The organism is Rheinheimera maricola (genome assembly GCF_016918075.2).
In the GTDB taxonomy this organism is placed as follows: domain Bacteria; phylum Pseudomonadota; class Gammaproteobacteria; order Enterobacterales; family Alteromonadaceae; genus Alishewanella; species Alishewanella maricola_A.
Window position 1 is genome coordinate 299,913 of the sequence record NZ_JAERPS020000005.1, and the last position, 26,552, is coordinate 326,464.

At 47.8% G+C, this 26,552-nt stretch carries 19 protein-coding genes and 3 tRNA genes; 7 read left to right on the top strand and 15 right to left on the bottom strand.

Annotated features, from left to right (window positions below; translation table 11 throughout):
- From I4W93_RS14865 to I4W93_RS14905, 9 genes are all read right to left on the bottom strand, one after another.
- A complete protein-coding gene (locus I4W93_RS14865) occupies positions 1-516 on the bottom strand; it encodes a hypothetical protein (protein ID WP_205312351.1) in 516 nt (171 codons plus the stop codon).
- A 441-nt stretch (positions 517-957) separates the two neighbouring features.
- Entirely contained in the window at positions 958-1,527 is a 570-nt protein-coding gene (locus I4W93_RS14870) for a nucleoside deaminase (protein WP_205312352.1), read from the bottom strand.
- Positions 1,528-1,529: 2 nt separating this feature from the next.
- Positions 1,530-2,000 carry a xanthine phosphoribosyltransferase gene (gene gpt / locus I4W93_RS14875; protein WP_205312353.1) on the bottom strand — a complete coding sequence of 157 codons (471 nt, stop codon included), beginning with the start codon at positions 1,998-2,000 and terminating at the stop codon, positions 1,530-1,532.
- A gap of 31 nt (positions 2,001-2,031) precedes the next feature.
- Positions 2,032-2,733: a purine-nucleoside phosphorylase gene (deoD, locus tag I4W93_RS14880; protein ID WP_205312354.1), complete on the bottom strand. Its 702-nt coding sequence runs from the start codon at positions 2,731-2,733 to the stop codon at positions 2,032-2,034.
- 19 nt (positions 2,734-2,752) lie between these two features.
- Positions 2,753-3,973, bottom strand: coding sequence for a phosphopentomutase (locus I4W93_RS14885; RefSeq protein WP_205312355.1), 1,221 nt, complete (start codon positions 3,971-3,973; stop codon positions 2,753-2,755).
- Between the two features lie 212 nt (positions 3,974-4,185).
- The gene (locus I4W93_RS14890; protein WP_205312356.1) at positions 4,186-6,351 is read right to left on the bottom strand and encodes a prolyl oligopeptidase family serine peptidase; all 2,166 of its coding nucleotides are present in this window, start codon (positions 6,349-6,351) and stop codon (positions 4,186-4,188) included.
- A gap of 142 nt (positions 6,352-6,493) precedes the next feature.
- Positions 6,494-6,569 (bottom strand) — tRNA-Phe (locus tag I4W93_RS14895).
- A gap of 19 nt (positions 6,570-6,588) precedes the next feature.
- Positions 6,589-6,664 (bottom strand) — tRNA-Thr (locus I4W93_RS14900).
- A gap of 62 nt (positions 6,665-6,726) precedes the next feature.
- Positions 6,727-6,802 (bottom strand) — tRNA-Phe (locus I4W93_RS14905).
- A 233-nt stretch (positions 6,803-7,035) separates the two neighbouring features.
- Between I4W93_RS14905 and I4W93_RS14910 the strand changes: the two genes are divergently transcribed.
- A complete protein-coding gene (locus I4W93_RS14910; RefSeq protein ID WP_205312357.1) occupies positions 7,036-9,801 on the top strand; it encodes a hybrid sensor histidine kinase/response regulator in 2,766 nt (921 codons plus the stop codon).
- Positions 9,802-9,849: 48 nt separating this feature from the next.
- Here the strand turns inward: I4W93_RS14910 and I4W93_RS14915 are convergent, their stop codons facing one another.
- Both I4W93_RS14915 and I4W93_RS14920 read right to left on the bottom strand, forming a co-directional pair.
- Positions 9,850-11,460 (bottom strand): endonuclease, encoded by a 1,611-nt coding sequence (locus tag I4W93_RS14915; RefSeq protein ID WP_224673472.1) that lies wholly within the window; start codon positions 11,458-11,460, stop codon positions 9,850-9,852.
- 199 nt (positions 11,461-11,659) lie between these two features.
- Positions 11,660-13,255, bottom strand: a complete 1,596-nt coding sequence (locus I4W93_RS14920; protein ID WP_205312359.1) for an isocitrate lyase — start codon at positions 13,253-13,255, stop codon at positions 11,660-11,662.
- Between the two features lie 227 nt (positions 13,256-13,482).
- Between I4W93_RS14920 and I4W93_RS14925 the strand changes: the two genes are divergently transcribed.
- A complete protein-coding gene (locus tag I4W93_RS14925) occupies positions 13,483-14,421 on the top strand; it encodes a LysR family transcriptional regulator (protein WP_205312360.1) in 939 nt (312 codons plus the stop codon).
- 309 nt (positions 14,422-14,730) lie between these two features.
- On the opposite strand, the gene aceB is transcribed toward I4W93_RS14925, so the two are convergent.
- On the bottom strand, positions 14,731-16,335 hold the full coding sequence (gene aceB / locus I4W93_RS14930; protein WP_205312361.1) for a malate synthase A: 1,605 nt from the start codon (positions 16,333-16,335) through the stop codon (positions 14,731-14,733).
- A gap of 240 nt (positions 16,336-16,575) precedes the next feature.
- On the opposite strand from aceB, the gene I4W93_RS14935 reads away from it, so the two are divergent.
- Together I4W93_RS14935 and I4W93_RS14940 are read left to right on the top strand one after the other, a co-directional pair.
- Complete coding sequence (locus I4W93_RS14935; protein WP_205312362.1) at positions 16,576-17,229, top strand: DUF2726 domain-containing protein; 654 nt, start codon at positions 16,576-16,578, stop codon at positions 17,227-17,229.
- A gap of 154 nt (positions 17,230-17,383) precedes the next feature.
- Entirely contained in the window at positions 17,384-17,578 is a 195-nt protein-coding gene (locus I4W93_RS14940) for a hypothetical protein (RefSeq protein ID WP_205312363.1), read from the top strand.
- Between the two features lie 75 nt (positions 17,579-17,653).
- Here the strand turns inward: I4W93_RS14940 and I4W93_RS14945 are convergent, their stop codons facing one another.
- Positions 17,654-19,207: a methyl-accepting chemotaxis protein gene (locus I4W93_RS14945; RefSeq protein ID WP_205312364.1), complete on the bottom strand. Its 1,554-nt coding sequence runs from the start codon at positions 19,205-19,207 to the stop codon at positions 17,654-17,656.
- Positions 19,208-19,479: 272 nt separating this feature from the next.
- On the opposite strand from I4W93_RS14945, the gene I4W93_RS14950 reads away from it, so the two are divergent.
- The 3 genes from I4W93_RS14950 (at position 19,480) to I4W93_RS14960 (ending at position 21,583) form a co-directional block, all read left to right on the top strand.
- The gene (locus tag I4W93_RS14950) at positions 19,480-19,863 is read left to right on the top strand and encodes a response regulator (protein WP_205312365.1); all 384 of its coding nucleotides are present in this window, start codon (positions 19,480-19,482) and stop codon (positions 19,861-19,863) included.
- A 218-nt stretch (positions 19,864-20,081) separates the two neighbouring features.
- A complete protein-coding gene (locus I4W93_RS14955) occupies positions 20,082-21,419 on the top strand; it encodes a DUF4397 domain-containing protein (protein WP_205312366.1) in 1,338 nt (445 codons plus the stop codon).
- 17 nt (positions 21,420-21,436) lie between these two features.
- Complete coding sequence (locus I4W93_RS14960; RefSeq protein WP_205312367.1) at positions 21,437-21,583, top strand: hypothetical protein; 147 nt, start codon at positions 21,437-21,439, stop codon at positions 21,581-21,583.
- A gap of 88 nt (positions 21,584-21,671) precedes the next feature.
- Here the strand turns inward: I4W93_RS14960 and I4W93_RS14965 are convergent, their stop codons facing one another.
- Complete coding sequence (locus I4W93_RS14965; protein WP_224673473.1) at positions 21,672-23,591, bottom strand: phytase; 1,920 nt, start codon at positions 23,589-23,591, stop codon at positions 21,672-21,674.
- 22 nt (positions 23,592-23,613) lie between these two features.
- The gene (locus I4W93_RS14970) at positions 23,614-26,379 is read right to left on the bottom strand and encodes a TonB-dependent receptor (protein ID WP_205312369.1); all 2,766 of its coding nucleotides are present in this window, start codon (positions 26,377-26,379) and stop codon (positions 23,614-23,616) included.
- Positions 26,380-26,552: the final 173 nt, after the last annotated feature.

Genomic DNA, 26,552 nt, shown 5'->3' on the forward strand with positions numbered 1-26,552 from the left:
CTAACGCTCAAATTTAGCGCGGAAAGCCGCGCAGCAGGTTGACGTCGCAGCCAGCGCTTTTGCTGGCGATAAAATTAACTTGTTATATCGTTTTTTAAAGGATTCATAATCTTTGCCCGGCAAAGATACGACGTTTTTAACTAAGTATCTTTCGCTTGCATATGTAATGCTAACATCCACAGAAACAGCTCTCTGCTTACTAACTTCAATATCTGAACGGTTAAACCCTTTTATTTCAGAACTTTTCATTTCGACACATGACGAAGCTAACTTTTCAGAGGTCTCGTAAATATCCAGGCAAACTTCAGATGCTTTGTGTCCGTTTGCATCGACTTCCGGATAAACAAATATGATCCAGCTATCGTCCCAAGAGTCACTTTCGCCATCTATTAAACGATGAAATCCTAATTTTTCAGCCTCTTCAGCTGCAATCGTCTTTTCAGAAAAAGAAACTGAAGTAGCTGAGCAATAGCATGCCCATATGGCGCAAAGAAAAAAGCTCAGAGTTTTACGCATATGTCACCAGCGATATAACGCTTATTCGACGGGTCGGCCCGTACTTAAACACAGGCTAACCTGCCTTTGTAATTTTATGTACAAGACATTACACCGATTTTTTATAACTTACAATTACTTATCGGCACAGCTTATATCGGTGCTGTCGACAAATACGGGTCAGCCCGTCTAACAAAACACGTTTGGCTTCAGCACCGAATTGGATATAAATACAGCGATGTGAGTGCAATGATTCATGCCAGATGGAATCTCTGCTTTTGGCACAAAACAGCCTAAACTAACCGCTCTGCTTTAGTGAGGTGCTTCTCAGGTTTAGTGCTACTGATATCGCAGATATGCGACTCCGGTGCGTAAGCATATCGGAGTCATTAAGTTTGGTTTAGGAGGATGGATAAAGATGGCGCGAATCACGCTGTCAGGTGTAGGCGCTAACCGTTTTAACTAACCGTTATAAATAGTCCCGCCATGATTCAGATAATCATTTAGCACTTTGGCTGCAGCTTCACGTTGCACCAGTCGCACTACTTCCACGCCAGCTTGTTGTAAATAGTCATAGCTGCTGTCATAAACCGGGCCTTCGTCAAAACCAATAGCACGGGCATCGTCGGCAGTAGCTGCACAAACTAAACGCTTTACGCCGCTCCACAAGGTGCCACCTAAACACATGGCGCAGGGCTCGCATGAGGTGAACAGCTCACGCTTAATGCCATCGGCTGACAAACTAAAGCTTTGTACGCTTTGCTCCGCCAGCATAATCGCCATCATCTCACCGTGTGCGGTAGAATTATGTAACGGCATAACCCGGTTTACCCCCACGCTAACCAACTTACCGCTGGCGCAATCAAAAATGGCACTGCCAAATGGGCCGCCGGTGCCACGCAGCACATTCTGCTTTGACAGCTCAACAGCAAGGGCCATTTTTTCATCGTCGCTTTGATACACTTTTTGCCAGTCGACGACTTCGTTAATCCACGCCGGCAAGTTAAGCGTTAATTGTTGTACTGCTGTCATTATTATTTCTCAGCCAACGGCTTGCTATACGCCAGTTCCATATCCCATGGCAGTTGGATCCAGGTATCCTGTTCAATGTCTGTTACGTACTTATCCACCAACGGCTTACCCTGTGGCTTGGCATACACGGTAACAAAGCACGCCTTAGGGAAATGCTCACGCAGCGCTCTGGCAGTTTCACCGGTGTCTACCAGGTCATCTACAATGAGTAATTTTTCTGAGTCCGCCAGGCTGGCGTCTTTTAAAATACTTAGACTACCTTGCTTGTCGTGCTCATAACTGGCTACACATATGCTGTCTACCACCCGGATATTCAGCTCACGCGCCAGAATGGCTGCAGGCACTAAGCCACCACGGCTTACTGCCACTATGGCATTGTAATCATGTCCCAGCAGCTGATGCGCCAGCTCTTTGGTGGCGCGGTGAAACGCTTCCCACGACACATAAAACATTTTATTAGTGGATAAAGACATCACGGCTTCCTGCAACTTGGTTTGTGGATAATTATAAGCAGCCCAATGCTACTTCAACCATTTCATTAAAGCTGTTCTGGCGCAGCTCTGCACTTAGCGCTTCACCGGTACGAATATGATCGCTAACCGTAAAAATAGCCAGGGCATTGATACCGTATTCTGCTGCCACGCCGTATAAGCCGGCTGCTTCCATTTCTACCGCCAGCACACCGTATTTCTCTAAGGTGTCAAACAGCGTTTCGCTTGGGTTATAAAATAAATCTGAGGTAAATACATTACCCACTTTAACGTTAATATTTTTCGCCCGCGCGGCCGCAACCGCTTTTTCCAACAGCTCAAAACTTGCCATCGCGGCAAAATCCATACCCGCTAAGCGGTTACGGTTAACGTTGGAATCGGTACTAGCACCCATACCAATAACCACGTCACGCACTTTGACATCCAATGGCAGGCCACCACAGGAGCCAATACGGATAATATTTTTTACACCATAAAATTTAGCCAGCTCGGTGGCATACAACGACATCGACGGTATACCCATACCTGAACCTAACACGCTAACAGGCTTGCCTTTATAAGTACCGGTATAACCAAACATGTTGCGCACGGTATTTACGCATACAGCGTCAGTTAAAAACGTTTCTGCAATATGCTTGGCGCGCAGTGGGTCGCCCGGCATTAGTACCGTTGCCGCAAAAGCGCCCTCTGGCGCATTAATATGTGGAGTGGCCATAACTATCTCTTAGTTAATATTATTTAGGGTTAATGTCGCTTAAGAATGAGTCGCCGTGCGCCATAGCGTCCAGCGCAAAGTAATCTGCCAGGGTCTGGCCAATATCGGCAAAGCTCATGCGCTCGCCCAAATCTGTGCCCTGCATGCCGGGTTTAAATGCCAGTACCGGTATATATTCACGCGTATGCTCGGTTCCGGGCCAGGTAGGATCGCAACCATGGTCTGCCGTCAGCAGCATTAAGGTGTCGTCGGCACAGGCTGCCATCAGTTCAGGTAAACGTGTATCAAAATATTCTAACGCTTCGCCGTAGCCGATAGGGTCACGCCGATGGCCGAAATTCTGATCAAAGTCGACTAGATTAGTAAACACAATGCTCTGTTCCGGTTGCTGTGCCATCTGCGCCAGAGTTTTGTCTATTAATGCTTCGAGGCCCGTAGCTTTATGGCTTTCAGATATACCCTGATGGGCGTAAATATCGGCAATCTTGCCAATACTTATCACCTTGCCACCTGCATCCGTTAGTTTGTCTAACACCGTAGGCGCAGGCGGTAATACAGAGTAGTCACGTCGATTACCTGTGCGGGCATAATTAGCAGTATTATCGCCTAAAAATGGCCGGGCAATAACACGACCAATATTGTATTTGTCTAACAGTTCACGCGCTACCAAACAAAAATCCAGCAAGCGCTGAAGACCAAAATGTTCTTCATGCGCTGCTACCTGGAATACACTATCTGCCGACGTATAGCATATAGGTTTGCCGGTGCTGATATGTTCATCGCCTAACTTCACCAGAATATCTGTGCCAGATGCATGACAGTTGCCCAGTATGCCTGGCACGCCGGTTTTTTGGCATAGCTCGTCTATCAGCTTCGCCGGAAAGCTGTTGGTTTTATCGCTGAAATAACCCCAGTCGAACAGTACCGGTACACCGGCCATTTCCCAGTGTCCGCTGGGTGTGTCTTTGCCGCTACTCAATTCGCGCGCATAACCATAAGCGCCAATAATGCTGTCTGAATCTGCAATATCAGCCTGTATCCCTGCTGAAGCCGCTTTGCCCGCTTTTACCAAGCCAAGCTTTGCCAAATTAGGCAAGGCTAACTGTCTGCCTTTTTCGGCATGAAATACTTTGGCAATGCTGGCAAACGTATTGGCGCCAACATCACCGAACTTCTCGGCATCTGGCGCGTAGCCAATACCAAAGCTATCTAACACCAGGATCACTGCTTTTTTTGCCATAGTCATGCTCCTGCCATTTTTGTTATTCGTCTGTCTATCTATTGCGACCAGCATAACCGCTACCTGGTTCAGACGACAGTCTTCAGTACATTTTAAAAAAGGGCACGCAGTGTAAAACGAAGTGCTTTGCTTTACAACAACGATATAAATATGGCTGATTGACAGAAATACAAAACCCGCCATTGCGGCGGGCTTTGATGCAAAAAGCGCAGTTACGGCAGTTGTTGATAGCCCATGTTATACAACGTGAAGCTGAAGATATCGGCCATTTGCTCAATCTGTTTTGACACCGGTGTACCGGCTCCATGACCAGCATTGGTTTCAATGCGAATAAGCTGCGGGTTTAGCCCGGCATCTTTGGCCTGCAGTTCAGCGGCAAACTTAAACGAATGCGCTGGCACCACTCGATCGTCGTGATCTGCCGTGGTTACCATAGTAGCTGGGTGCGCCACACCGGCTTTAACATTGTGTACCGGCGAGTACCCCAGCAGATAATCAAACATTTCTTTGCTTTGCTCGCTGGTGCCATAGTCATACGCCCAGCCAGCACCAGCAGTAAACGTATGGTAGCGCAGCATATCCAGCACGCCCACTGCAGGCAGCGCCACTTTGACCAGTTCTGGTCGCTGTGTCATTACTGCGCCCACTAGTAAGCCACCGTTTGACCCACCGCGAATAGCCAATTTGTCACTCGAGGTATAGCCTTGTGTTTGCAGGTACTCTGCAGCGGCAATAAAATCATCAAACACGTTTTGCTTTTGCAACTGCGTACCAGCCTGGTGCCAGGCTTTGCCATATTCTCCGCCACCACGCAAGTTAGGCACAGCATACACGCCGCCCATATCCAGCCATGCTGCATTAGGGATACTAAAGCTCGGTGTCAGGCTAACATTGAAGCCGCCGTAACCGTATAAAATGGTTGGGTTTGTACCATCGCGTTTTAAGCCTTTTTTATAGCTGATAATCATCGGTACTTTAGTGCCATCTTTAGAGGCGTAAAATACCTGTTCAGACACGTAATTATCACTGTCAAAATTGGCACCGGATTTACGGTACAACGCCGATTCACCCGCAGTTGGCGTAAAGCTGTAAATAGTTTGCGCAGTCGTGTAGTTGGTAAAGGTGTAGTACAGCGTGTCATCCGCTTTTTTACCGCTAAAACCGCCGACACTGCCAACGCCTGGCAGATTGATATCGCGAACCAATTTACCGCTGTAATCATACTGCTGTACTTTGGCAATAGCGTCGACCATATACTCGGCAAAGATAAAACCGGCGCCGGTAGATACGCTCAAAACATGGTCTGTTTGCGGGATTAGGTCAGTCCAGTTTTCAGGTTGTGGCTGCGCCGCATCGACGACGACGACCTTTTTGTTCGGGGCGTTCAGGTTTGTTACCAAATACAACTTGCTACCATCGTTGTCCAGCAAATCTGTATCTGAATCGGTATGGTCCAAAATAGTGACCAGGCTGCTATCTGGTTTAGTTAAATCTTTTAAAAATAGTTTATTGCCAGAAGTTGAAACGGCAGCGGAAATCAGTAAATAGCGATCATCTTCGGTAACAGAAGCGCCAACATAACGATGTTTTTCGGCATCAGTGCCGCCAAAAACAACGGCATCATCTTGTTGCGGCGTGCCTAGTTTATGGTAATACAGTTTGTGCTGATCAGTTTTAGCAGATAACTCGCTACCATCAGGCTTGTCGTAGCTGGAATAATAAAAGCCTTCATTGCCTAACCAGTTAATACCACTAAACTTAACATCAACCAGCTCAGCCTCTAATTGCTGTTTGCTGTCGACATCAATAACAATAATTTTGCGCCAGTCGCTACCGCCTTCCGAAATAGAGTAGGCCAGTTTGCTGCCATCTTTAGAAAAGCTGGCCTCGGCCAGTGAAGTTGTACCGTCTGCACTAAACGTATTCGGGTCGAGAAACACCTCACTAGTGCCATCGTCTAACTGACGATACAACACATACTGATTTTGCAGACCGTCGTTTTTATAGAAATAGGTATGCTTACCTTCTTTAAACGGCGCGCTGACTTTTTCATAGTTCCATGATGCCGCCAGTTTCTGCTTAATTTGCTCGCGATACGGTATTTGAGCCAGGTAATCAAAAGTGACTTTGTTCTGCGCTTTTACCCAAGCCTCGGTTTCACTGCTGCGGTCATCTTCCAACCAACGATAGGGATCGGCAATTTTCTGCTCAAAATAGCTGTCTACCACGTCGCCTTTGGCTGTTTGCGGATAACTGATAGCCGCTTTTTTAATGTCAGTCATAGTAATATTGCCAGGCTCATTTACGCTGTTAGTCTCTGGTGCTCCACCACAAGCGGTCAGCAACGATACGGTAAGAATACTTAAAAGGTGTTTCATCTACGGGGGCCCCTGCTTCTTGTTGTTATAAAGCGTTTGAGCTTAACAAAGAAGCCTGGCTTTGCCTATTTGTGCTCAGCAGGTTTTGTGTGCTATTTATCGAAAATAAAAAGGCCTGTCTTATGACAGGCCTTTAATATGATGGTGCCCAGAGGCGGAATCGAACCACCGACACGCGGATTTTCAATCCGCTGCTCTACCGACTGAGCTATCTGGGCAAAACTGGCTAACGCTAAATGGTGCCGCTTATCCGAGTCGAACGGATGACCTACTGATTACAAGTCAGTTGCTCTACCAACTGAGCTAAAGCGGCTGCGTCACTATACAAAAAGCTGTTTTTATATGTTACTTTGCAACAGCTTAGCACCTAAATTATGGTGCCCAGAGGCGGAATCGAACCACCGACACGCGGATTTTCAATCCGCTGCTCTACCGACTGAGCTATCTGGGCAACGCGGGTCGTATTAAACGGATTTTGCCATCTTAAGTCAATAAATATTTTAGTGCTTGCGGTGCGTTAGCTTAATAGTTGAGCAACATGCTGACAGAAACAACAATAACGGCTGTTAAACGTAAATCCGGCCAGATCAAAGACAAGCTGCTACCTAAATTATGAAAACTTGTTAAAATGCAGTCTGAGCACTTTTAAGCCTGCTGATATAGCAGCAAATTGTTGGAAAACTAATGGAAAATACCTCGTTTAGTAAACCGATTTTTAAACGTCTGATACTGCTGTCCATTTTGACACTGCTAGCGCAGGCCGCACTCTTTGTCTTTATCAACCAGCCTGAACGTGGTTTAAATGAGCAACAACTTGACCGACTTAGTGCCGACACCCGCTTGTTAGGCCGGGCTTTGCAACCGGAGCTGTTGCAAAACAACATTGCCAGCGCAGAACAAATATTATTTCAAACCCGCGACGGCAATACTGACCGCGCGATTTACCTTTATGTTACCTCCGAGAATCAACAAGCTGAACTCATTGCCAACACGAACAGCGTGCCAGGTTTCGTGCCTCAGCCGCAATGGCAAGAGCTGGCCGAGATACAAAATAGCTACCTGGTTGTTAATCATCTGGTTAAGCTGCCCAATCAAAAACTTGCAATACTTATTTATGTACAACAATTAAAAGTGGCCACTTATTGGCCTGCTGTAGTGGTTTTTATTATCAGCCTGGCACTGGGTTTATTACTGAGTGGCTTTTTTGCCTATGCTATTTCTGGCTTTTTTAGCCGCCGTATGGAACCGCTGCTAGCAGGTACCCGCCAAGCACTGGATAAAGAGCAATACAATAGTAGCGTAGACAGCCATGCTCAGGACAGTTACGGCACGCTGGGTAGCTACATTAACCAGCTATTTCGCCGTATAGAGCACACGCAAGAGGCGCTGGCTGAATCTGAGCTCAACATCAAAAACCTAAAACGCGAAGTAGATACCCGCATCAAAGAGCGCACTGATGCGCTGGAAACCGCGAAACTGACAGCAGAAAAAGCCAACGAAGCTAAATCCACCTTTCTGGCCACTATGAGCCATGAAATTCGCACGCCGATGAATGGCATTATCGGCACCATAGATTTACTGCGTAAAACCCAACTATCCACTTCGCAGTTTCGTATGACCGATACCGTGCGTGAATCATCTTTTTCACTGCTGCGTATTTTGGACGACATTTTAGACTTTTCTAAAATTGAAGCCGGTAAGTTAGAACTTGAGACCATTCCCCTGTCATTGGTGGAAATTATTGAAGCAGTAGGCCGTATATTGGTTTCAGTCGCGCATCAGCGGCAAATTGATTTAAAGTTATTTATTGACCCGCGCATACCCGACGGTCTGGTGGGTGATCCGGTGCGCTTACGGCAAATTCTGTATAATCTGGCTGGCAATGCTATTAAATTTACCCAAACCACGCCGGAAAAGACCGGGCTGGTTATTATTAAAGCCGAGTTGCTTGAAGAAAATATCGATTTTAGCCAAATTCAGTTTAGCGTAATTGACAATGGCAAAGGCATGACACAGCGCCAAATTAACTACGTATTTCAACCATTCAACCAAGCTGAAGGCTCTATTACACGTAAGTTTGGCGGCACCGGGTTAGGTTTATCTATTTGCCAACGGCTCACCAACCTGATGTATGGCGACATTAACGTCAACAGCAAGGTAGATGAAGGCACCGAGTTTGTTGTCAGCATTCCAATGCGCCGTTCAGACGAAATCAAGTATCTTGATAAAGAATTATTGCATGATATTCATTTGTTTTTGTTCAGTGCAGATCCGCACAACAGCCTGCACCTGAGCGCCTATTTTAGCCATACCGGTGCAGATCTGGATATTGCCAGCGACTTTGCCACCTTGCTGCAAAAAGCTAAAGCCATGCGACCTTTGCCGCCTAAACAAGCCGCGGTATGGGTACTGGATGCAACTTATGAGCAGATCTCGGCTAACGAGATAGATCAGCTACGTCAACTTGATGCTATGAGCCAGGTGCAATTTGTTGTTATAACGAATCAGGTTGAGTTATCTGAGCGCAGCAATGATCAGGTATATTATCTGCACAGCTCACCTATCTGCCGCAGCCATTTATTCGAAGCGGTATTAATTGCCGCAAGGCGCAAGGCCAAGCCAGTTTACGCCGGTAACGACTTTAGTCAGGCGCGGTTAGCACCTACACAAGAAGAGGCGCGCAAGCAACGCCGGCTGGTACTGCTAGCTGAAGATAATCTTATGAACCAGCGCGTTATAGTTGAGCAATTAAATGCCTTAGGCTATGCCGTTGAAGTTGCCGATGATGGTGCTATAGCGCTGGAGAAATGGCGCCAGTATCACTATCCGCTGCTGCTAACGGATTTACATATGCCCAATATGAGTGGTTATGATTTAGCGGCTGCTATCCGCAAAGAAAGCTTACATTTAAGTGAAGGTGCCGAATTCACCCGAATCGTAGCCGTAACCGCAAATGCGCTCAAAGGTGAAGAGCAAAAGTGCCTCAGCGTCGGCATGGATGGATACATTACCAAGCCCATTGAATTAGCCACGCTGGAGATTATGCTAACGCGTTGGCTACCCCACCCAGCCGAACCAAAAACAGCAGTTAGCGCGAGCAATGACAATAACCAAAGCAGTTCGCCAATATGCTTTACTACAATCGCTAATTTCCTTGGCAACGATCCGGCAAAGCACGAAGAGTACTTAAACTACTTTGTTAAACATGCAGCAGAATTACTCAGTAACATGACGGCTGGAGCTGAAAATCAGGATCGCAGCGCGGTTCGGGCTATTGCACATCAGTTTAAGTCGGTGGCAAAAAGTGTTGGCGCCCTGAGCCTGGCAACCGATGCTTTAAAGCTGGAGAAAGCGGCCGAAGAGAGCGACTGGGCAGTAATTAATGAATACATCCGCCTGATGCAAGATAAATATCAAGATGTCGTCAGTTACGTCAGACAACGCTATTAATTCGACTAACAGGCAAAAAAACGCCAGCTACACGCTGGCGTTTTTGTATCAATTGCCCCAGATGGCGCTAACAAACTGCGGGTAATCAATAAAAGGGTTGCGGTTACCCTGATATTCATAAGCTGCATCATTGCGGTCACGTTCTTTCTGGCTAACCGGGTCCAACTGATGCCACTGCTTTAACAGCTGTAATAGCCAGCTTTCAAATACCTGGGTACTACTGCCGTTAAGCGCCGCATTGGCTTCAGTGCTGTTATTTTGCCAGCCTGTTAGCTGATCCTGATAGCGGGTCGCCATATAAAAGTACGCCCGGGCAATATCACCTTTAAACTCGTCGATTGGTTCAAATACCGTGCCGTTATAACCACTGCTGCTTAATGCTGCACCCAATTTAGAGCCGTTGGTCGAGGTGTAACTGGCGCTGCCGACTTTACCATACGGAAAGCTGCTGCGCTTTGAGTTGACAAAACCGTCAGTGGCAAAGATATGATGCACATCTGAGTTCATTGGTTCTATCGCACCGCCAAACCAGCTACGTGGAAACGAATGCTCTCGGTTATAACAATCCGCTTCACTGTTGTAGCTACCACACTGATTAACACTAGCCACATAAACATAAGCGTCAGTTGCCGCCGGGTTTTCGGAGTAAATATCCAAAATAGAGCCATCCTGCTCATAGTAATTGTCCAGCTCATTGACGGTATAAAACGTCCATAACGCACTGTAACCCTGCGCCGTATGGCTGCTAATAATATTATGCAACGCTGTTTTTAGGGTATAGCCAGTTAACCCTGCCGCATCAGCGTAATATGCATCCAGATCAGCGCTGCCGCCGCTGTTACCCACCGTAAATGCATGACTTTGCTGATAGGTGAAACTAGCGCCACTGAATACTTCAGTACCGTTTATGCTCAGGCTATAGCTACCACTGCCAAAACTACAACAAATACCATCGCCATAGCTGTCATCTATGCGGAAGCTATAATCGCCATCAGCCAGACACCACTGTTCGGTGTAGCTGGTGTTGTTACTCAGGTTGCCACTGGCATAAGCCTGTTGGTTATTGCCATCTGTTAGCTGCCAGCTGGTTTCACTGGCATACCTGTCTGTGGTTAAGGAGAAAGTTGCCGTTGTTGCCGCGCAACCGGCTGGCGGTGGTTCAACAGGCGTGGAGGTAGGCTGGAAGTCATCAACATATACCAACTCACTGCCGTCAAAGCCGCTGACGTCATAAAAGCGCAGACCAATCTCGATAGTGCCAGTACTAGCCGCCGTGTAGTTGTAACTCAGCGTTTGCCACTGTCCGGTAAGCTGCTCGTTCGAATAGCCCTGATAGCCGTTTACATAAAGCCGGGCGCGCATATTGCCTTCAGTGTGATACACCGCAGTGCTGAAGTTATACGTCTGGCCAGCGCTAACATTGACCGACTGACGTAAGTCGGTATTAGCCTGGTCTGTGGTGTTTACATTGACGGCTGCAGCCCTAGCGCCAGCCAGCTTAATTGTGTTGGATGGACTTAGCGTGATGCCACTGTCAATTTGGCTCCAATCGAGCGGCTGATTGGCGCTCCATTGCTCAAAGCCACCATTTAATACTGTTGCTTGTGCCGTAAAACAAACGCCGGCAAGCAAACAAAGTGAAACGCTGTTTTTATGCATTGTTATTATTCTCATGGTTGTTGTTATAAACGTAGAGTCTTGGCTACAGCAGTCAGACTACGCACACACTATTGCAAACAATGTGGCTAAAAAGAAAGCAGTGATGAATTTTTTATGACATTTAAAACAAAAAAAGGCAGCCAATGGCTGCCCAAACTGTCAGTTTCCTGACCACGTAGTGTAAAAGCTAACTTAACATTTAGAACTGATTCATGGTGTTATGTGCACCACCGGCCTTTAACGCTGCTTCACCAGAGAAATACTCTTTGTGGTCGTCGCCCATATCCGAACCAGACATATTCTGGTGTTTAACACAGGCAATACCTTGGCGTATTTCTTTACGTTGTACCCCTTCGACATAACCCAGCATACCGGCAGCACCAAAATACTCTTTCGCCAGATTGTCCGTCGACAGCGCGGCAGTATGATAAGTAGGTAACGTGATCAGATGATGGAAAATACCGGCTTCACGCGCACTATCAGCCTGGAAGGTGCGAATACGGTTATCGGCTTCCAGCGCCAGCTCAGTCGCGTCGTAATCGGCACTCATCAACTGAGCGCGCTCGTAAGCTGCTACATCTTTACCGGCCGCCTGCCACGCATCAAACACCTGCTGACGGAAGTTCAGTGTCCAGTTAAAGCTGGGGCTGTTGTTGTACACCAGCTTAGCATTAGGCACCACTTCACGAATGCGGTTTACCATTTCAGCAATTTGGCCAACATGCGGCTTTTCGGTTTCAATCCACAATAAATCGGCACCATGCTGCAGTGAGGTAATACAGTCCAGCACTACACGGTCGATACCACTGCCTTGCTTAAACTGAAATAAGCCACTGGCTAAACGTTTCGGTTTTAACAGCTTGCCATTGGCTTTTACCACCACATCGCCGTTGGCAATATCGTCGGCACCACTTATTACATCTCCATCTAAGAAACTGTTGTATAAATCGCCTAAATCACCCGGCGCGTTGGTAACAGCAATTTGCTTGGTTAAGCCAGCACCTAAGGAATCGGTGCGTGCTACGATAATGCCATCATCAACTCCCAGCTCTAAAAAGGCATAACGCACAGCGTTAATCTTGGCTAAGAAGTCAGCATGTGGCACGGTAACTTTACCGTCCTGGTGGCCGCACTGCTTTTCATCCGATACCTGGTTTTCAATCTGAATAGCGCAAGCACCGGCTTCTATCATTTTCTTCGCCAGCAAATAAGTCGCTTCTTCGTTACCAAAGCCAGCATCAATGTCAGCAATAATCGGCACTACATGGGTTTCAAAGTTATCAATTTTGCTTTGAATAGCAGCTTCCTTGGCGCTGTCTCCAGCGGCTTTAGCGGTATCCAACTCACGGAATAAGCCGCCCAACTCACGGGCATCAGCTTGCTTTAAAAAGGTATACAGCTCTTCGATTAAGGCCGGTACCGCGGTTTTTTCATGCATTGACTGGTCCGGCAACGGACCGAAGTCTGAACGCAGTGCCGCTATCATCCAACCAGACAAGTACAGGTACTTTCTTTTAGTAGTGCCGAAATGTTTCTTAATAGCGATCAGTTTTTGTTGACCGACAAAACCATGCCAGCAACCTAACGATTGGGTGTACTGGCTGCTGTCAGCATCATAAGCAGCCATGTCAGCGCGCATAATTTTCGCCGTATATTTAGCGATATCCAGCCCGGTGTGAAAACGGTTCTGCGCTCTCATTCTGGCAGCTGACTCCGGGTTTATCGCCGCCCAGGCTTCACCGCTCTGCTGACGTAACTGAGTGATGTGTTGTATTGCATCTTGGTAAGCTGACATAGCAGTATCCTCTTATTGCTGTTGTCCGGCTTGCCGGACGCTGACTGTTCCCAGGCTGATGTGTTACCTGTTGCCTTACACTATAGGTTTCATTGCTATAATTCATAAAGGTGATTTTTGTTATGCTGGCCATTCACGGCATTAATACTAAAGTTGGCTTGACGCGACTCTGGTGGCTAATGCTATGATTCAGACCAGTGATACAAATAAGCTGGGTTATTAAACTGATGAATATTAACAAGATGGATTTAAACCTGCTGGTGTACTTAGACGTATTACTGCGTGAGAAAAACGTTACCCGCGCCGCTAACCAGCTGAACATAACCCAGCCAGCAATGAGCAACGGTTTAAAACGGCTGCGTGATTTACTTAACGATCCTATTTTAGTACGCACCTCTGGCGGCATGGTGCCGACCGAACGCGCCCGCGAGCTGGCACCAGTAGTGCGCGGCGTATTATTGACGCTAGAAGAAACCCTGCAACCAAACAAAGACTTTGAGCCGCTCAACAGCCAGCGTGTATTTCGCATTATGGCCAGTGATTACGCCGCTTCTACTTTAATACCGGCACTGCTAAAAAAAATGCGTGTACTGGCGCCGCACACCAGCCTGGATATTATGACGCCATCAGATGTAACCTTTCATGATGTTGAAAACGGCAAAGTCGATATGGCGATTAACCGCTTTGATCAGTTACCGCAGTCGTTTCACCAAAAAACCGTCTGGCGCGATAGCTTCTCCTGCTTAATTAACACGCAAAACCCTGTGCTGAAAAACTTCAACTTAGACAGCTATTTAAAAGCACAGCATATTTGGGTGAGTAAAACCGGCTTTGGTGTTGGCGTGGGCATGGACCCGAAAGATGTGCAAAAACTAGGTTGGGTAGATGAAGCCCTGGCAAAACTGGGCAAGCAGCGTAATATCTCGGTTTTTACCCGTAACTATCATGTCGCAATGCACCTGGCGGTAGGCATAGATTTAATTGCCACCCTGCCCAGCCGCGCCGCTAAGCTGTATGAGAATGACCCGACGATGGCGATTATGGATCCCCCCTTTGCCATACCATCAATTGAACTGAAAATGATTTGGAGCCCGCTACTGCATCAGGATGCCAGCCATATCTGGTTCCGCCGGCTGATTGTTGAAACCGCAGATGAATTAAACTAAACCCACCATGCAGGGATAAAACCTTTTTCGAAAGAGTCGGGGAGTGTCTGAGCCCTGCCGTAGGCATAAGGGCGAGTTGCCCCGGCGAAAGAGGAAAAGCGTTTTATTCCAGGCATATATGCTTAAGGACGTGCTGCAACACCCGCCTTGGCTCGTCACAGCAACTCGCTCGCGCTGGCGCACTCACTCAGACACTCTGTGCCGACCAAAACGGGGTTCCAGCCCGTCCATCATTAATCTGCAGTTTTCAACCACATAAAAAAGGCGCTGTCAGCAAGTCAGCGCCTTTTTTATGTGGTTTACTCAGGTTTAATCAAGTAACTGATAAGCTGGCAGGGTCAGGAAATCTACCAGCTGATCAGAAGTCGTGATATCAAGCAGTAAAGTTTGCGCCCGGACAAAGTTTTGCTCTGCCCATAGCGTTTCGCCTACCTCTGCCCGCACCACTTTTGCTTCTTCCTCTAGCATAGAAGCAAATAAGGTTTTGGTGATCAGCTTGCCATTAGACAAGCTCTTACCATGTTTAATCCACTGCCAAATCGAGGTGCGCGAAATCTCTGCAGTGGCCGCATCTTCCATCAAACCGTAGATTGGCACACAGCCTTTACCGCTGATCCAAGCAGCAATATATTGCAGCGCTACCCGAATGTTAGTGCGCATGCCCTCTTCCGTGCGCTCGCCATCGCAAGGCTCAAGCAGCTGCGCCGCGCTAATCTCCTCATCAGCATTGCGGCTGACATCAAGTTGGTTTTTCTTACCGCCGCTAAGATAGTTGTTAAAAACAGCATTGGCTGTAGCCGCCAATCCCGGATGTGCCACCCAGGTGCCGTCATGGCCGTTACTGGCTTCCAACTCTTTATCTGCAGTAACTTTGGCTAATATAGCGGCATTTTCTGCCGCATCTTTTGCGGGGATAAAGGCTGCCATGCCTCCCATTGCCAATGCACCGCGTTTATGACAGGTTTTAACCAATAAGCGCGAATAGGCATTTAAAAACGGTTGCTTCATGGTCACCACTTGCCGGTCGGGCAGTATGCGGTCCGGGTGGTTATTTAATGTTTTGATATAGCTAAAAATATAATCCCATCGGCCACAGTTAAGCGCCACTATGTGGTCGCGCAGCATATACAGAATTTCATCCATCTCAAACACCGCCGGCAGCGTTTCTATTAACACCGTGGCACGCACGGTACCAATTGGCTGGCTAAATTTTTGCTCGGTGTAACGAAACACATCATCCCACCATTTGGCTTCCAAATGGCTTTGCAGTTTGGGTACGTAGTAATAAACACCACTATCATTGGCCAGTCGGGTTTGGTAGTTGTGCAGGAAATACAGCGCAAAATCCATTAAGCCGCCGGGAATGTGTTCACCATCAACTAACAGATGCTTTTCCCACAAGTGCAAACCCCGTACTCTGGCAATTAACAGCGCTGGGTTGTCTTGCAGTGCATAGTGTTTACCGCTTTGCGCATCGGTATAGCTGATAGTGCCAAGGTTAGCGTCGCGCAGGTTGATCTGCCCCTCGATAACGCCGGTCCAGCTTGGTGCCTGCGAGTCTTCAAAATCGGCCATAAACACTTTTACATCAGCATTTAAGGCATTAATAATCATCTTGCGGTCAACCGGGCCGGTGATTTCAACCCTTCGATCTTGCAAATCTGCGGGTATTGCAGCTACCTGCCAGTCAGATTGGCGAATATTGGCCGTTTGCGGCAGAAAATCGGGTAAGCCGCCCCCATCATAGCGCTGCTGCGTGGTTTGCCGCTCGGCCAACAAGGCTTTAAGCCGCGGGCGAAATTCTCGCGTAAGCTCTGCCAACAAAGCGCACGCCTGCTCAGTCAAAATAGTGTCGTAGCCATCATGTAACGGCGCGTTGATAGTTAAACCGGCACGGCTAATGCTTGTAGTCATAAGTCTGTCCTTTTTTGCTGCCAATACCCGCACGGCCAATGCAGCCAGTTGGGATCAGGAATACGCACTAACTATAAGCGCTTTTTACTTATAAAATGTATCAATGCAAACAATGCCTGCCATTCGCAGCATCAATAGTTACATCAAAAACACCAGTTAAACCTTGGCACAACTTATGCTTTAAATATCACAGTATTGTGGTGTCGCAGACACCGGGTCAATTTTCTGTCGGAGGTGTGCATGGAGTTTGTCCTGCTATTAATTTTACTCTTGGTTATAGTGGTCGCGATGGTCGCCAGCCGTTTTATTGACAGTGGCAATCCGTTTCCACTGCAGAAAAAAGCCACTTTATTTAGTCCGGTAGAGCGCTCTTTTATGCAGCTGTTGGAAAAAGCCGTTGCCAATGAATATAAAGTACTTAACCGGGTAAAGCTGGCTGATGTAATGGAGCTAAAAACGGGTATCAGCGACAAAACCCGGGCCAGTACCATGCAAAAGCTTAACGCTAAATACCTCGATTTTGTGCTGTGCGATCCTAATGATCTCAGCGTAATCGCGGTGTTGGATTTAGTTAACAATACCAGCAAAGAAGGCCATAAGGCAGTGCCGGATTGGTTTGTTAACGGCGCTTTGGACGCCGCTGGTGTGCCCTATCTGCGCATGAAAATAAAAGCGGGCTACACTGCAGCCGATATTCAGGCAGTCATTGCAGCTCGCTTGGGTAAGTCGGTAGTAAAAGCTGAACCGCTTTACAAGGGCTTGGTAAAAAAGGGGCCAACCCGGCCGGTGCGTTCATTCAAACCGGTAGTGGCCAGCAACAACACCTTGCCAGTGCCCGCGTTGTCACATTCGCAAATTAAGGCACAGCAAACGGCACTGGTGCGGGCGTCTTAGCCCTTATCAAGCCGAATCAAACTGTCGCTAACTGACATGCCGCCCATTTAAACGGGCGGCATTATTTATTTACCTGATTAAAAATTTGAAAATTGGCTAAAGTAAATGTTGCTACTGCCGTTATAGTCATGAGGAATTGGCATAGGAGGTAACTATGAGTCAGTCCGTTGGCGCTGCGTCATCAGCCCAGGGTTTTGAAGTGCTTGGCGCTGCAATGGCAAAAAAGCAGCAAAATCAAGAAGCTAAAATGGCAATGACATTGTTGCAAGGCGCTGTGCAGTCTTCAGCGCAAATTCAAGCCTCTGCCCCGGTAGGTAACCTGGGACAGAACATTAATATCACTGTGTAACCGATATTTTATGTTAAAAAAACAAAGGCCAGCATTCGCTGGCCTTTTTATTTATCCACAATTAAATTCGCCAAATCAGCGAGCAAACCGCACAACCAACTCATGTAACTCATTCGATAACAGCTGCAACTGTTTAATACTATCGGCTGAGTTGCCAGCTTCGGCCAGACTACTGTTGGCCAAACCAGAAATATTCACCACTTGTTGATTTACTTCTTCAGCCACGTTGGCCTGTTGCTCTACCGCTGCCGCCATCTGAATAGACATATTTGCGATACTACCGACGGCATCAGAAATACCATTTAGCATTTCTTCCGTTTCCTTTACCCGCGACAGCCCGGTCTCTGCGCCGGCAGTGCCGCTTTGCGCTACTCGCACGGCGGTATCAGCACGGAGCGTTAAATCGCTTATGATCTGATGAATTTCCTTTGTTGAGTTTTGCGTTCTTTGTGCCAGATTGCGTACCTCATCCGCTACCACAGCAAAGCCCCTGCCTTGTTCACCCGCGCGAGCGGCCTCAATAGCTGCATTCAGAGCTAATAAATTAGTTTGCTCAGCAATTTGCTCAATCATCTGTGCCACAGTAGCAATTTTTTTGGTTTGTTCAGATACCTCAGTAACCGAATTGCTGATCTCTGTCACCGTTTGGCGTAATGCCTCAATGGCTTTTCGGGTGACGGCGGCGGTTTGCCTACTGCGTCCGGCAAGGTCATTTGACTGCTCGGCTTGCTGTGCCGTTTCTTGCACATGTTTAGATACCTCTGCAATGGTTGTCGTCATTTGATGCATCGCCGTGGCTGCTTGCTCGGTCTCCTGCTGCTGGCGCTGTATCAGTTTCATCGACGATTGTGCCAACCCTAATCCACGGTCAGATTGTGATGACACGCTTTTCGCCGCATCTTCCATCCGGCTAAGCACTGCCCCTAAATGCGCCTTTGAACTCATTATGGCAACTTTTAACTCGCCAACATCGAGGCCATCATCGGTGAAGGTTTGCACTGCAAGTTCATGATGAAACGAGTTTGCTAACAACGCCTTAACGCTATCCAACGCGCTCTTTTTATTGTAATTCGCCCACACGACATAACCAAGAAGCGTACCCAATAGCATTAGCTCAGATGTCCCTGACATACCCACATAATACAGCCCAGCAGTTACCAATAAAGCAACACCAAGCACGGCATTAGCCAGCCCTAGTTGAAAACGCCCGGCTCGGAATTTACCACTATTAATGCTCGCATACAGCTTTTCAGCCCGCTGAATATCAGTGCGTGATGGACAAGAACGTACCGACTCATAACCCACAACCCTGCCGTTCTCTGTTACAGGGGTAACATAAGCATCAACCCAATAGTAATCACCGTTTTTACTGCGGTTTTTTACCAGGCCCATCCATGGCTTGCCGGCTTTTAAATGCTCCCACATAATTTTGTAGGCCAAAGGCGGCATATCTGGGTGACGCACTATATTGTGCGGTTGTCCGATAAGCTCATCTTTGCTAAAACCACTTATAGCAATAAAAGCGTCGTTACAATGCCTGATAGTGCCATTGAGGTCGGTATTAGAGATAAGTTTTTGATTAGGCGGAAAAGTTCGTTCAGTATTGGTAACTGGAGTATTGCGACGCATAACGATGGCTCCATGCTATAAGTTAGTTAATCCGTTGTAAAAATAGCAACAAACTACTATAAATCAATGAAATTAATAAAATATTTCTTCATCGCATAACTGCCTAAATCTAAGCTAACCAGCATTTTGTCATTTATTTTCAATTTGCATTCAGTTCATCTGAAATTCAGCTAAACTGGCTACCATAAGCTAATTTTTCCGTTTCAGTGAAATTTGAGCCTTACTACAGTGCGAAATCTTTAACCATGTGTTTAATAACAGCAAGGATGGCTATGACACAACAACAATGCTCTGTGCTGATAATTGACGATGCTTACACAGTACGCGAATACCTGCGCCAAACGCTTATGCATTTGGGTATTAGCACAATACATGAGGCCGCTGACGGTAAACGAGGTTTACAGGCATTCGGTGAGAAACATCACGATTTAGTGTTTCTGGATATTGAACTGCCCGATATTAACGGCCAACATCTATTGCAACAAATTAAAACCCAGGCTGATAAAACCCATGTTGTGATGGTAACAGCACACAACTCGGTGGAAAATGTGCGTAACAGCATTGCTGCCGGTGCCAGCGGTTTTATAGCAAAGCCGTTTTCACCTTTGAAAATAAAGAATATTGTCGAACGCTGTCTGGCAGCCAAATTAAATTAATTACTCTTGTACATCGCTGGCTGCCATTAACGCAGCCTGTTTCCTACTTTTTACATGGTTGCTACGCCAGCGCATTTAGCAAAAATGCCTCGCAATTGCTTTTTTTTACAGCTCAATGTCAAGAAATGTCAGAAAGTGCAAAGCTGCGTAAAGAAATGAACTGATTAGCCTTTAATACCTCTTACCGCTCATTCCTAACTATATTTGAATGAGGTTTTATGCGTTTTCTTACCCCGTGTTTAGTATTTAGCCAACTGGTTATGTTAACTGGTTGCGGCAGTAGCTCTGACGACACATCTTCAACTTATACCTCCAGCTATATTCAGCTTTACAATGGCTCAGCAAATAGCGCCAACACCCGCCTGATACTGACCGATAGCGATGATAGTAGCTATCTTATTGGCAGTGCTAGCTACACTGACGCGACATCACTCGTTGATTACACCCCAGATACGTACCAATTTACGCTAAGCCGGTTAAATAGTAGCGGCGATGATGTCAGTGTACTGGAGAGCGAAATTGAGCTGAAACAAAGCTATAAGCATCTTTTGCTGCTAAGTGATGATTACGCCTCACCAGATCTACTGCATATTGCCTTTTTGCGGGATGACAGCCTGACCGACAATTTCAAGCTTTACGTTGCCAATTTACTTAGCGCTGACCACAGTTACGATTTATACATCAGCAACTCTGAGCAAGCTTTTGCTGATGCCACCTTAGTCACGACACTTAGCTATCAACAGATCAGTGAACCTGTAGAATTTGCATTGGGTAACTACAAAATATACTTGACCGACGCCGGCAGCCGCGAGCCGGTTTTTATCTCACCAACCTACCATTTTAGTTATTTAACGGAATATGTATTGGTGCCAAGATTAGCGTCAGGACCACTGCGGGGTAATATTGCCGTTGATATTATTGGCAATAGCACCACCGTATCCACATTGAGCGATCTGGACGCAGTCGCCCAATTCCGGCTGTATAATAGTATCGATAATTTGTTAAACACCCAAGTAATGCTAAACAACGAAACGCTATTAACAGAACTGAGTAGCGACACCTTTAGTGATTATGTTCAGCTAGATGCAGCTGACTACCGGCTCACGGCCACAGACAGTAGTAACGCCATAGTAATTAAAAACGCCCTGCTTACCTTAAATCAGGGAGAAAGCAAAGCTATGGTGCTCTACACCAACGAATACAATGCGGCCAGTGCTATTGTGGTTGAAGAAAGCTTGTTGCCACAAATCTATGACTTTGACATTAATGTTGTCAACGTTATCGCTGATTACACTGCGTTAAGCCTGTATTTTGTAGCGCCAAGTCAAACTATTGATACCACCGATCTCTACATCAGCTCACTTAAATACGCGGCGCAGACAGCTATATCATTGCCTGATGGTGAGTACCGTGTGTTGCTGGTTCATACGGACAGCAATAGCAATAAAACCTTGCTGGCCGAGACCGACTTTGAACAATTCGTAACTGGCAGCAACTATCTATTAATAGCAGAGCCCGACGAAAACTATAGCTATAAATTAAGCTTATTGCGCTAAAGCCAGCGGGAAGAAGTATGCCTGCAATACGGCTTATTGATGACAATAAAAAGCTAACAAGCTTACTGTCATCCTTCCTGCAAAATATTGTCAAGCGTGGCCGTGTTTCCGGCTTTATGGTACTAATTACACTGCCGCTGGTGAATGAATACCTTACTGAATAAGGCAAAATTCTGGTAAAGCCAATCAATAGCGGATAAACGCTAATAAAAACCGCCAAGGCTGCAATGCAAGCGGCCTTGGCTGTGGTAACTATTCCAGCAGTTGCAATATGTCCACCCAAGGCACCAGTTTCAGGTTTTGCCCCTGCTCCGGCATGCGATTTCGGCCATCCTGCACGATCAACGCTCCTTGCTCAAACCCCGGCCCCAACGAGCGGGTGGTTACTTCCAGACCGTCGGTTTCAGAAACACCATCTATACCTGATTGCGGGTTAGTGCTGATGCGAAAGTGCAAGCGTTCAGTATAAGGGGGCGCAGCGTCATACAGCATGTAGCTGTCATTACCCTGGCTTGATACCAGCAAATAACTGCTGCCGTTATGCTCTGCCAGCGCAATGCCCTCAATATCATCTACCAGCCGCTCGCCATCTACGCGTATTATGGCCTCACCTGTGATATCCGCATTGGCAGCGGCGGCAAAACGCCAGATGGCTTCGTCTTCCTCACCAACAAATAACAGGCCGCGTTTATCATCAGCAACACAGCCCTCCGGTTGCGACGGTACCTGCAACGAGCGCACTAAGCTGCCCTGCCAGTTTTTGCCATCACTGCCGATTTGATACTGCTGAATTAAGCCGGACTTATCATTTACAAACACATAGTGTTGGTTATTTTGGCTACTGTGATACATACACAGGCCGTAAATATCGTCCATACCGGTAGCTATCTTGCCGGCGTTGTGCAACTTGCCGGTAGCATCAATAGCAAACAGCTGCAGGCTGTTATCATCACGCAAACTGGCTACCGCGATATCGTGCGCAGCCCCTTGCCAGTTCAGGCCATAACGTACATCAACATTATTTAACCGCCCTACGCTAAGCTGCTGTACCCGCTTACCCTGCATATTGTACACATCCAGTCCTGCACGTTTATCGGTGCCGAGGATCAGGCTAAGTTCAGGCTGCGCCGGATGATGCCATACCGCCGGGTCATCCATAACATCGCCACGCTGACTGGCAGGCTCGGTTTGTAAGCCAGGCATTATCTGCATTACGGCTGCTTTTTCAGTGCGCTTTGCCATAACAGGCAGCGTTAGCGCCAGCTGTTGTACAGGGGCGGCGTCCTCAGTGCTGATATAGGCTGTCGTGGTATTAGTTGTCATACTTACACTTAAGCCGCTGGCCTCTTTAAGTGCCGGCACCGGCATAGCGCTGAGCAACTGCCCATCGCTGCTGATATGTAACAACCGCACCGGCTCTTCCTCCAGCGCCAGCAAGCTGCCGTCAGGTAACGTTTGCAGCGCTTTTACTTCGCCCTGCAACTGGCCAAATGGCGTATTTACCTGCAGCAAACTGCGGCCTTCATCGGCTTCAGGTTCAGCCTGGTAGCGCCAGATAGCGCGGTCTGCTTCGGCGATATACAGCGCACCGGCGATATGATCTACCGCACAGGCAGTGCTGTCGTAAGGCACATTCAGTTCACGTACCACCAGCGGTTCGGCCAACCACTGTTGTTGCTGTTGTAACAGCAACTGATCTGCGCCACCACGACCACCGAGCAAAAATAAGCTCAGCTGCTGATTTTCGCTGCTGCGATAAAAGCATAAATCATCTACCACACGGCTACTGATCAACTGTTGCTGCATCAGCTGCAGCACAGTTGGCTCTGCCGGGGCAAAACGCCAGACATACAAGCTGTTGCTGTTGTCATCCATTGCCGCCAGCAGCAAGCTGCTGTCATCCATCGGTTGCAGTGTCAGGCGGATAAAAGCGCCGTCGTAACGGCTAAGTACTGTAGCGCCCTGTTGTACCTGCAAGCCTGTGGCGTCAGTAAACAGCTGATACTCAGTACCCGCTATTTGCACATTGTGGTAATGGCTGGCATTAACCGCCAATACCTGTGCTGCTGGTTGCACCGTTTGCTCAGTGCCGGCCTGACAGGCACTGAGCAGCGCCGCCAGCGCCAGGCTGACAGCAGGTAATAAAAACATTTTTTTAGTTGATAACATCATGTAGTCCTTGTGCCGCAGCGGCTTACCAGTTAGTAATTTGTACGCCCAGCACAAAGGTGCGGCCATATTGCTCATACTGGAAGTTATACGGCTTACGGCCGGTATAGGCATAGTAAGGTTCGTCATTCAGATTGATGACATTGAAGTACAGCTGCATGCCGCGCCGGACTGTCCATTTGCCGGTAAAATCCAGCTGCATATGGTCATCGGAATACACATCATAGGCCGCCTCGGTCACATCGCCCACTTCAGCCAGATATTTCGACTTATAGTTGGCCGCCAGCCGCAGACTAATCACTTCAGTTTCATAACCCAGACTCAGGTTAGCGGTTTTATCTGACTGGCTCGGTAGCGCCACTTCACGGCTTAACAAGGCGCCATCGTCAAACCATTCAATATCGGCCGCAGAATCGGTTAGCGTCAGGTTGGCAGACAACAACAGGTTATCCAACCAGCTATCATGCCCAGACAGCTTATGAATAGCATTCAACTCCAGGCCGTATAAGTCCGCTTTACCACCGTTAACAAAGGTCTCTGCTTTGGCAAAGCTGCTATATTCACCGCGGCCGGCCAAATCGGCTTCATAAATAAAATTGTCAATTTGCTTGTAAAACAACATGGCAGAAAGCACACCGAGTTTATCGGCATAATGCTCAATACCCAGATCGAAATTATCCGACGTCAGGGCTTTTAACTGCGGGTTGCCAAAGGCAGCTTCGAGCTCATCATCATCCTCTTCCAGAATAAACGCCGGCGATAGCTGTTCAAAGTTAGGCCTGACCAAACCGGTACTGAACGCCGCCCGCACAATACTTTGCTCCGACAGGTTGTAACGCCCAACCACGGCCGGTAACCAGTAGCCTTCAGAGCTGTTCACCCGGTTGGCACTGAATACTTCTTCTATAGCATCATAGCGACTACCGGTTGCCTGACGTTTTTCATGTTCGTAACGCACACCCGTGATCAACTGCCAGTTGTCGCGCTCCCACTGCGCCATAAAATAAGCGGCACTAATATCTTCATCTACCTGGTAATCATTTATTTGCGACTCAACGTCGTCAATAAAATCATCGCGGTTGAGGCTTGCCACCAACTGATAAATACTACCGCTGTTAATCGCCGGCCCCATATTACTTAAGCCGTAATCTACCGTACCGCCGGCGTAATCGCTCAGGCTAAGGGCGTTAATACCCAAATCGGCGAAGTCTTCGAACAGCCAGACATCCTCTTCGGCACGTTTCTCGCGCTGGCTGAACTTGGCGCCGGCTTTTAGCAGCACACTGCCGTGGCGCTGAATGATCTCACGGCTTACATCAAACTTAATATTACGCTCGGTTTCTTTCGCGTAAGTATCGCCCATTTCCACTTCTTTTAATTCATAGCCATCAGCGAGAATTGCTTCGGCCGGAGCGGTTAATCGCAAAATACTGCTGCCGGTAAAGCCGACGCCTTCGTCAAGCTCCTGTTCAAAATCAGCTGCAGCGATGTTAAACGGCGTATTTTCATCTGCCTGGCTGGCGCCGGCTTCCAGCAACCATTCCCAGTTACCCGCGGTTTGTTTGGTGCCAACCACCAGAGCGCTGATGCTTTGGGTTTCTTCACGCTGTTTCAGTGAGCGGATAAGCGTTGCTTCGCCGTTTACACCGGCAAATAGCGCATCGGCCAGTTCCACTATCAGGCCCTGACGCGTTTCAGTATCGCTAAACCGGCTATACAGGCTACGCAGGTAATACTCGTTATTGTTACCCGGCCGGTAATCCACATTCAGTGCCAGGCCGATACGCTCACGCTCAATGCTGTAGTCACGCAGTTCAAACTCTTCCAGCCCGTTGTCAAAATCCCAGCTACCGCCGGTTTCGACGTTCTCTGAGCCAAATTTACGCCCGGCATAACTGGCGGCAATGGCAACACCTAAGCTGTCGGTTTCACCACCGGCATCAAGTATCTTGCTAAACACGCCGGACACTTTCGGGCTGGTTTTGCTTTGCAGCTCGTTATAGCCGGCTTCTGCGGTAAAGGAATAAAAATCGTTGCTGCGATCAAATGCAGACAAGCTTTTAATTTCAACCGTGCCGCCTAATGAGCCGGCCGGCATGTCGGGCGTCAGAGTTTTGTTAACTTCTACCGATTCGAGTAAGTCTGATGGGATCACATCCAGTGCGACGGCCCTGCGGCCAGCTTCCGGTGCCGCCAACTGAGTACCGTTATAGGTTACAGCGTTATAATCCGGTGCTAAGCCGCGCACGCGCACAAAACGGCCTTCGCCCTGATCGCGCTCTACCGACAATCCCGCTAAGCGTTGTAGCGCTTCACTGACATTGCTGTCAGGAAACTGACCCATTTCATCCTTGCTGGCCACGGTAATAATGCCACCGGCATTGCGCTGGCGGTTTAGTGCTTTACTTACCGCACCCGACTGGCCCACCACTTCAATATGCTCCACCGCCTCGCTGGCAGACAACAACTTAATATCGCCGAGGCGCTGCTCAGCATCACCAATCACCAATACCTTGGTTTCCGGCATAGCGCCCAGATAATTTATCAGTAGGGTATAAGTGCCTGCTGGCAGTTGAGCGAAATAAAAACGGCCATCTGCTGCAGTGGTGCGACGCAGCTGCAATTCAGGAATGCTGACTTCAGCACCACTTAGCAGGTTACTGCGGTTGTCGGTTATGCGTCCCTGTACATCAGCATCTGCCAATGCCGGGCCGGCTAAGTTGGCACAAGCCAGGCCAACGGCACAAGCCAGCAGAGTACGTCGGGTATTTTTCTGGTAAGTCAGCTTCATAGGTTGCTCTTAAGTTTGCGGCTAATCATTACCGGCTATTGTGCTACTGGCATATGACAAAATGCCGTTTGTTAACATCACGCCATGCGCGATTGTGACCCGGGTCTTAACGGCGCAACCAGGTTCACCTAAAGCCAAAACCTGTCATCCCGCTGTCATACAGGCAGCGGAAA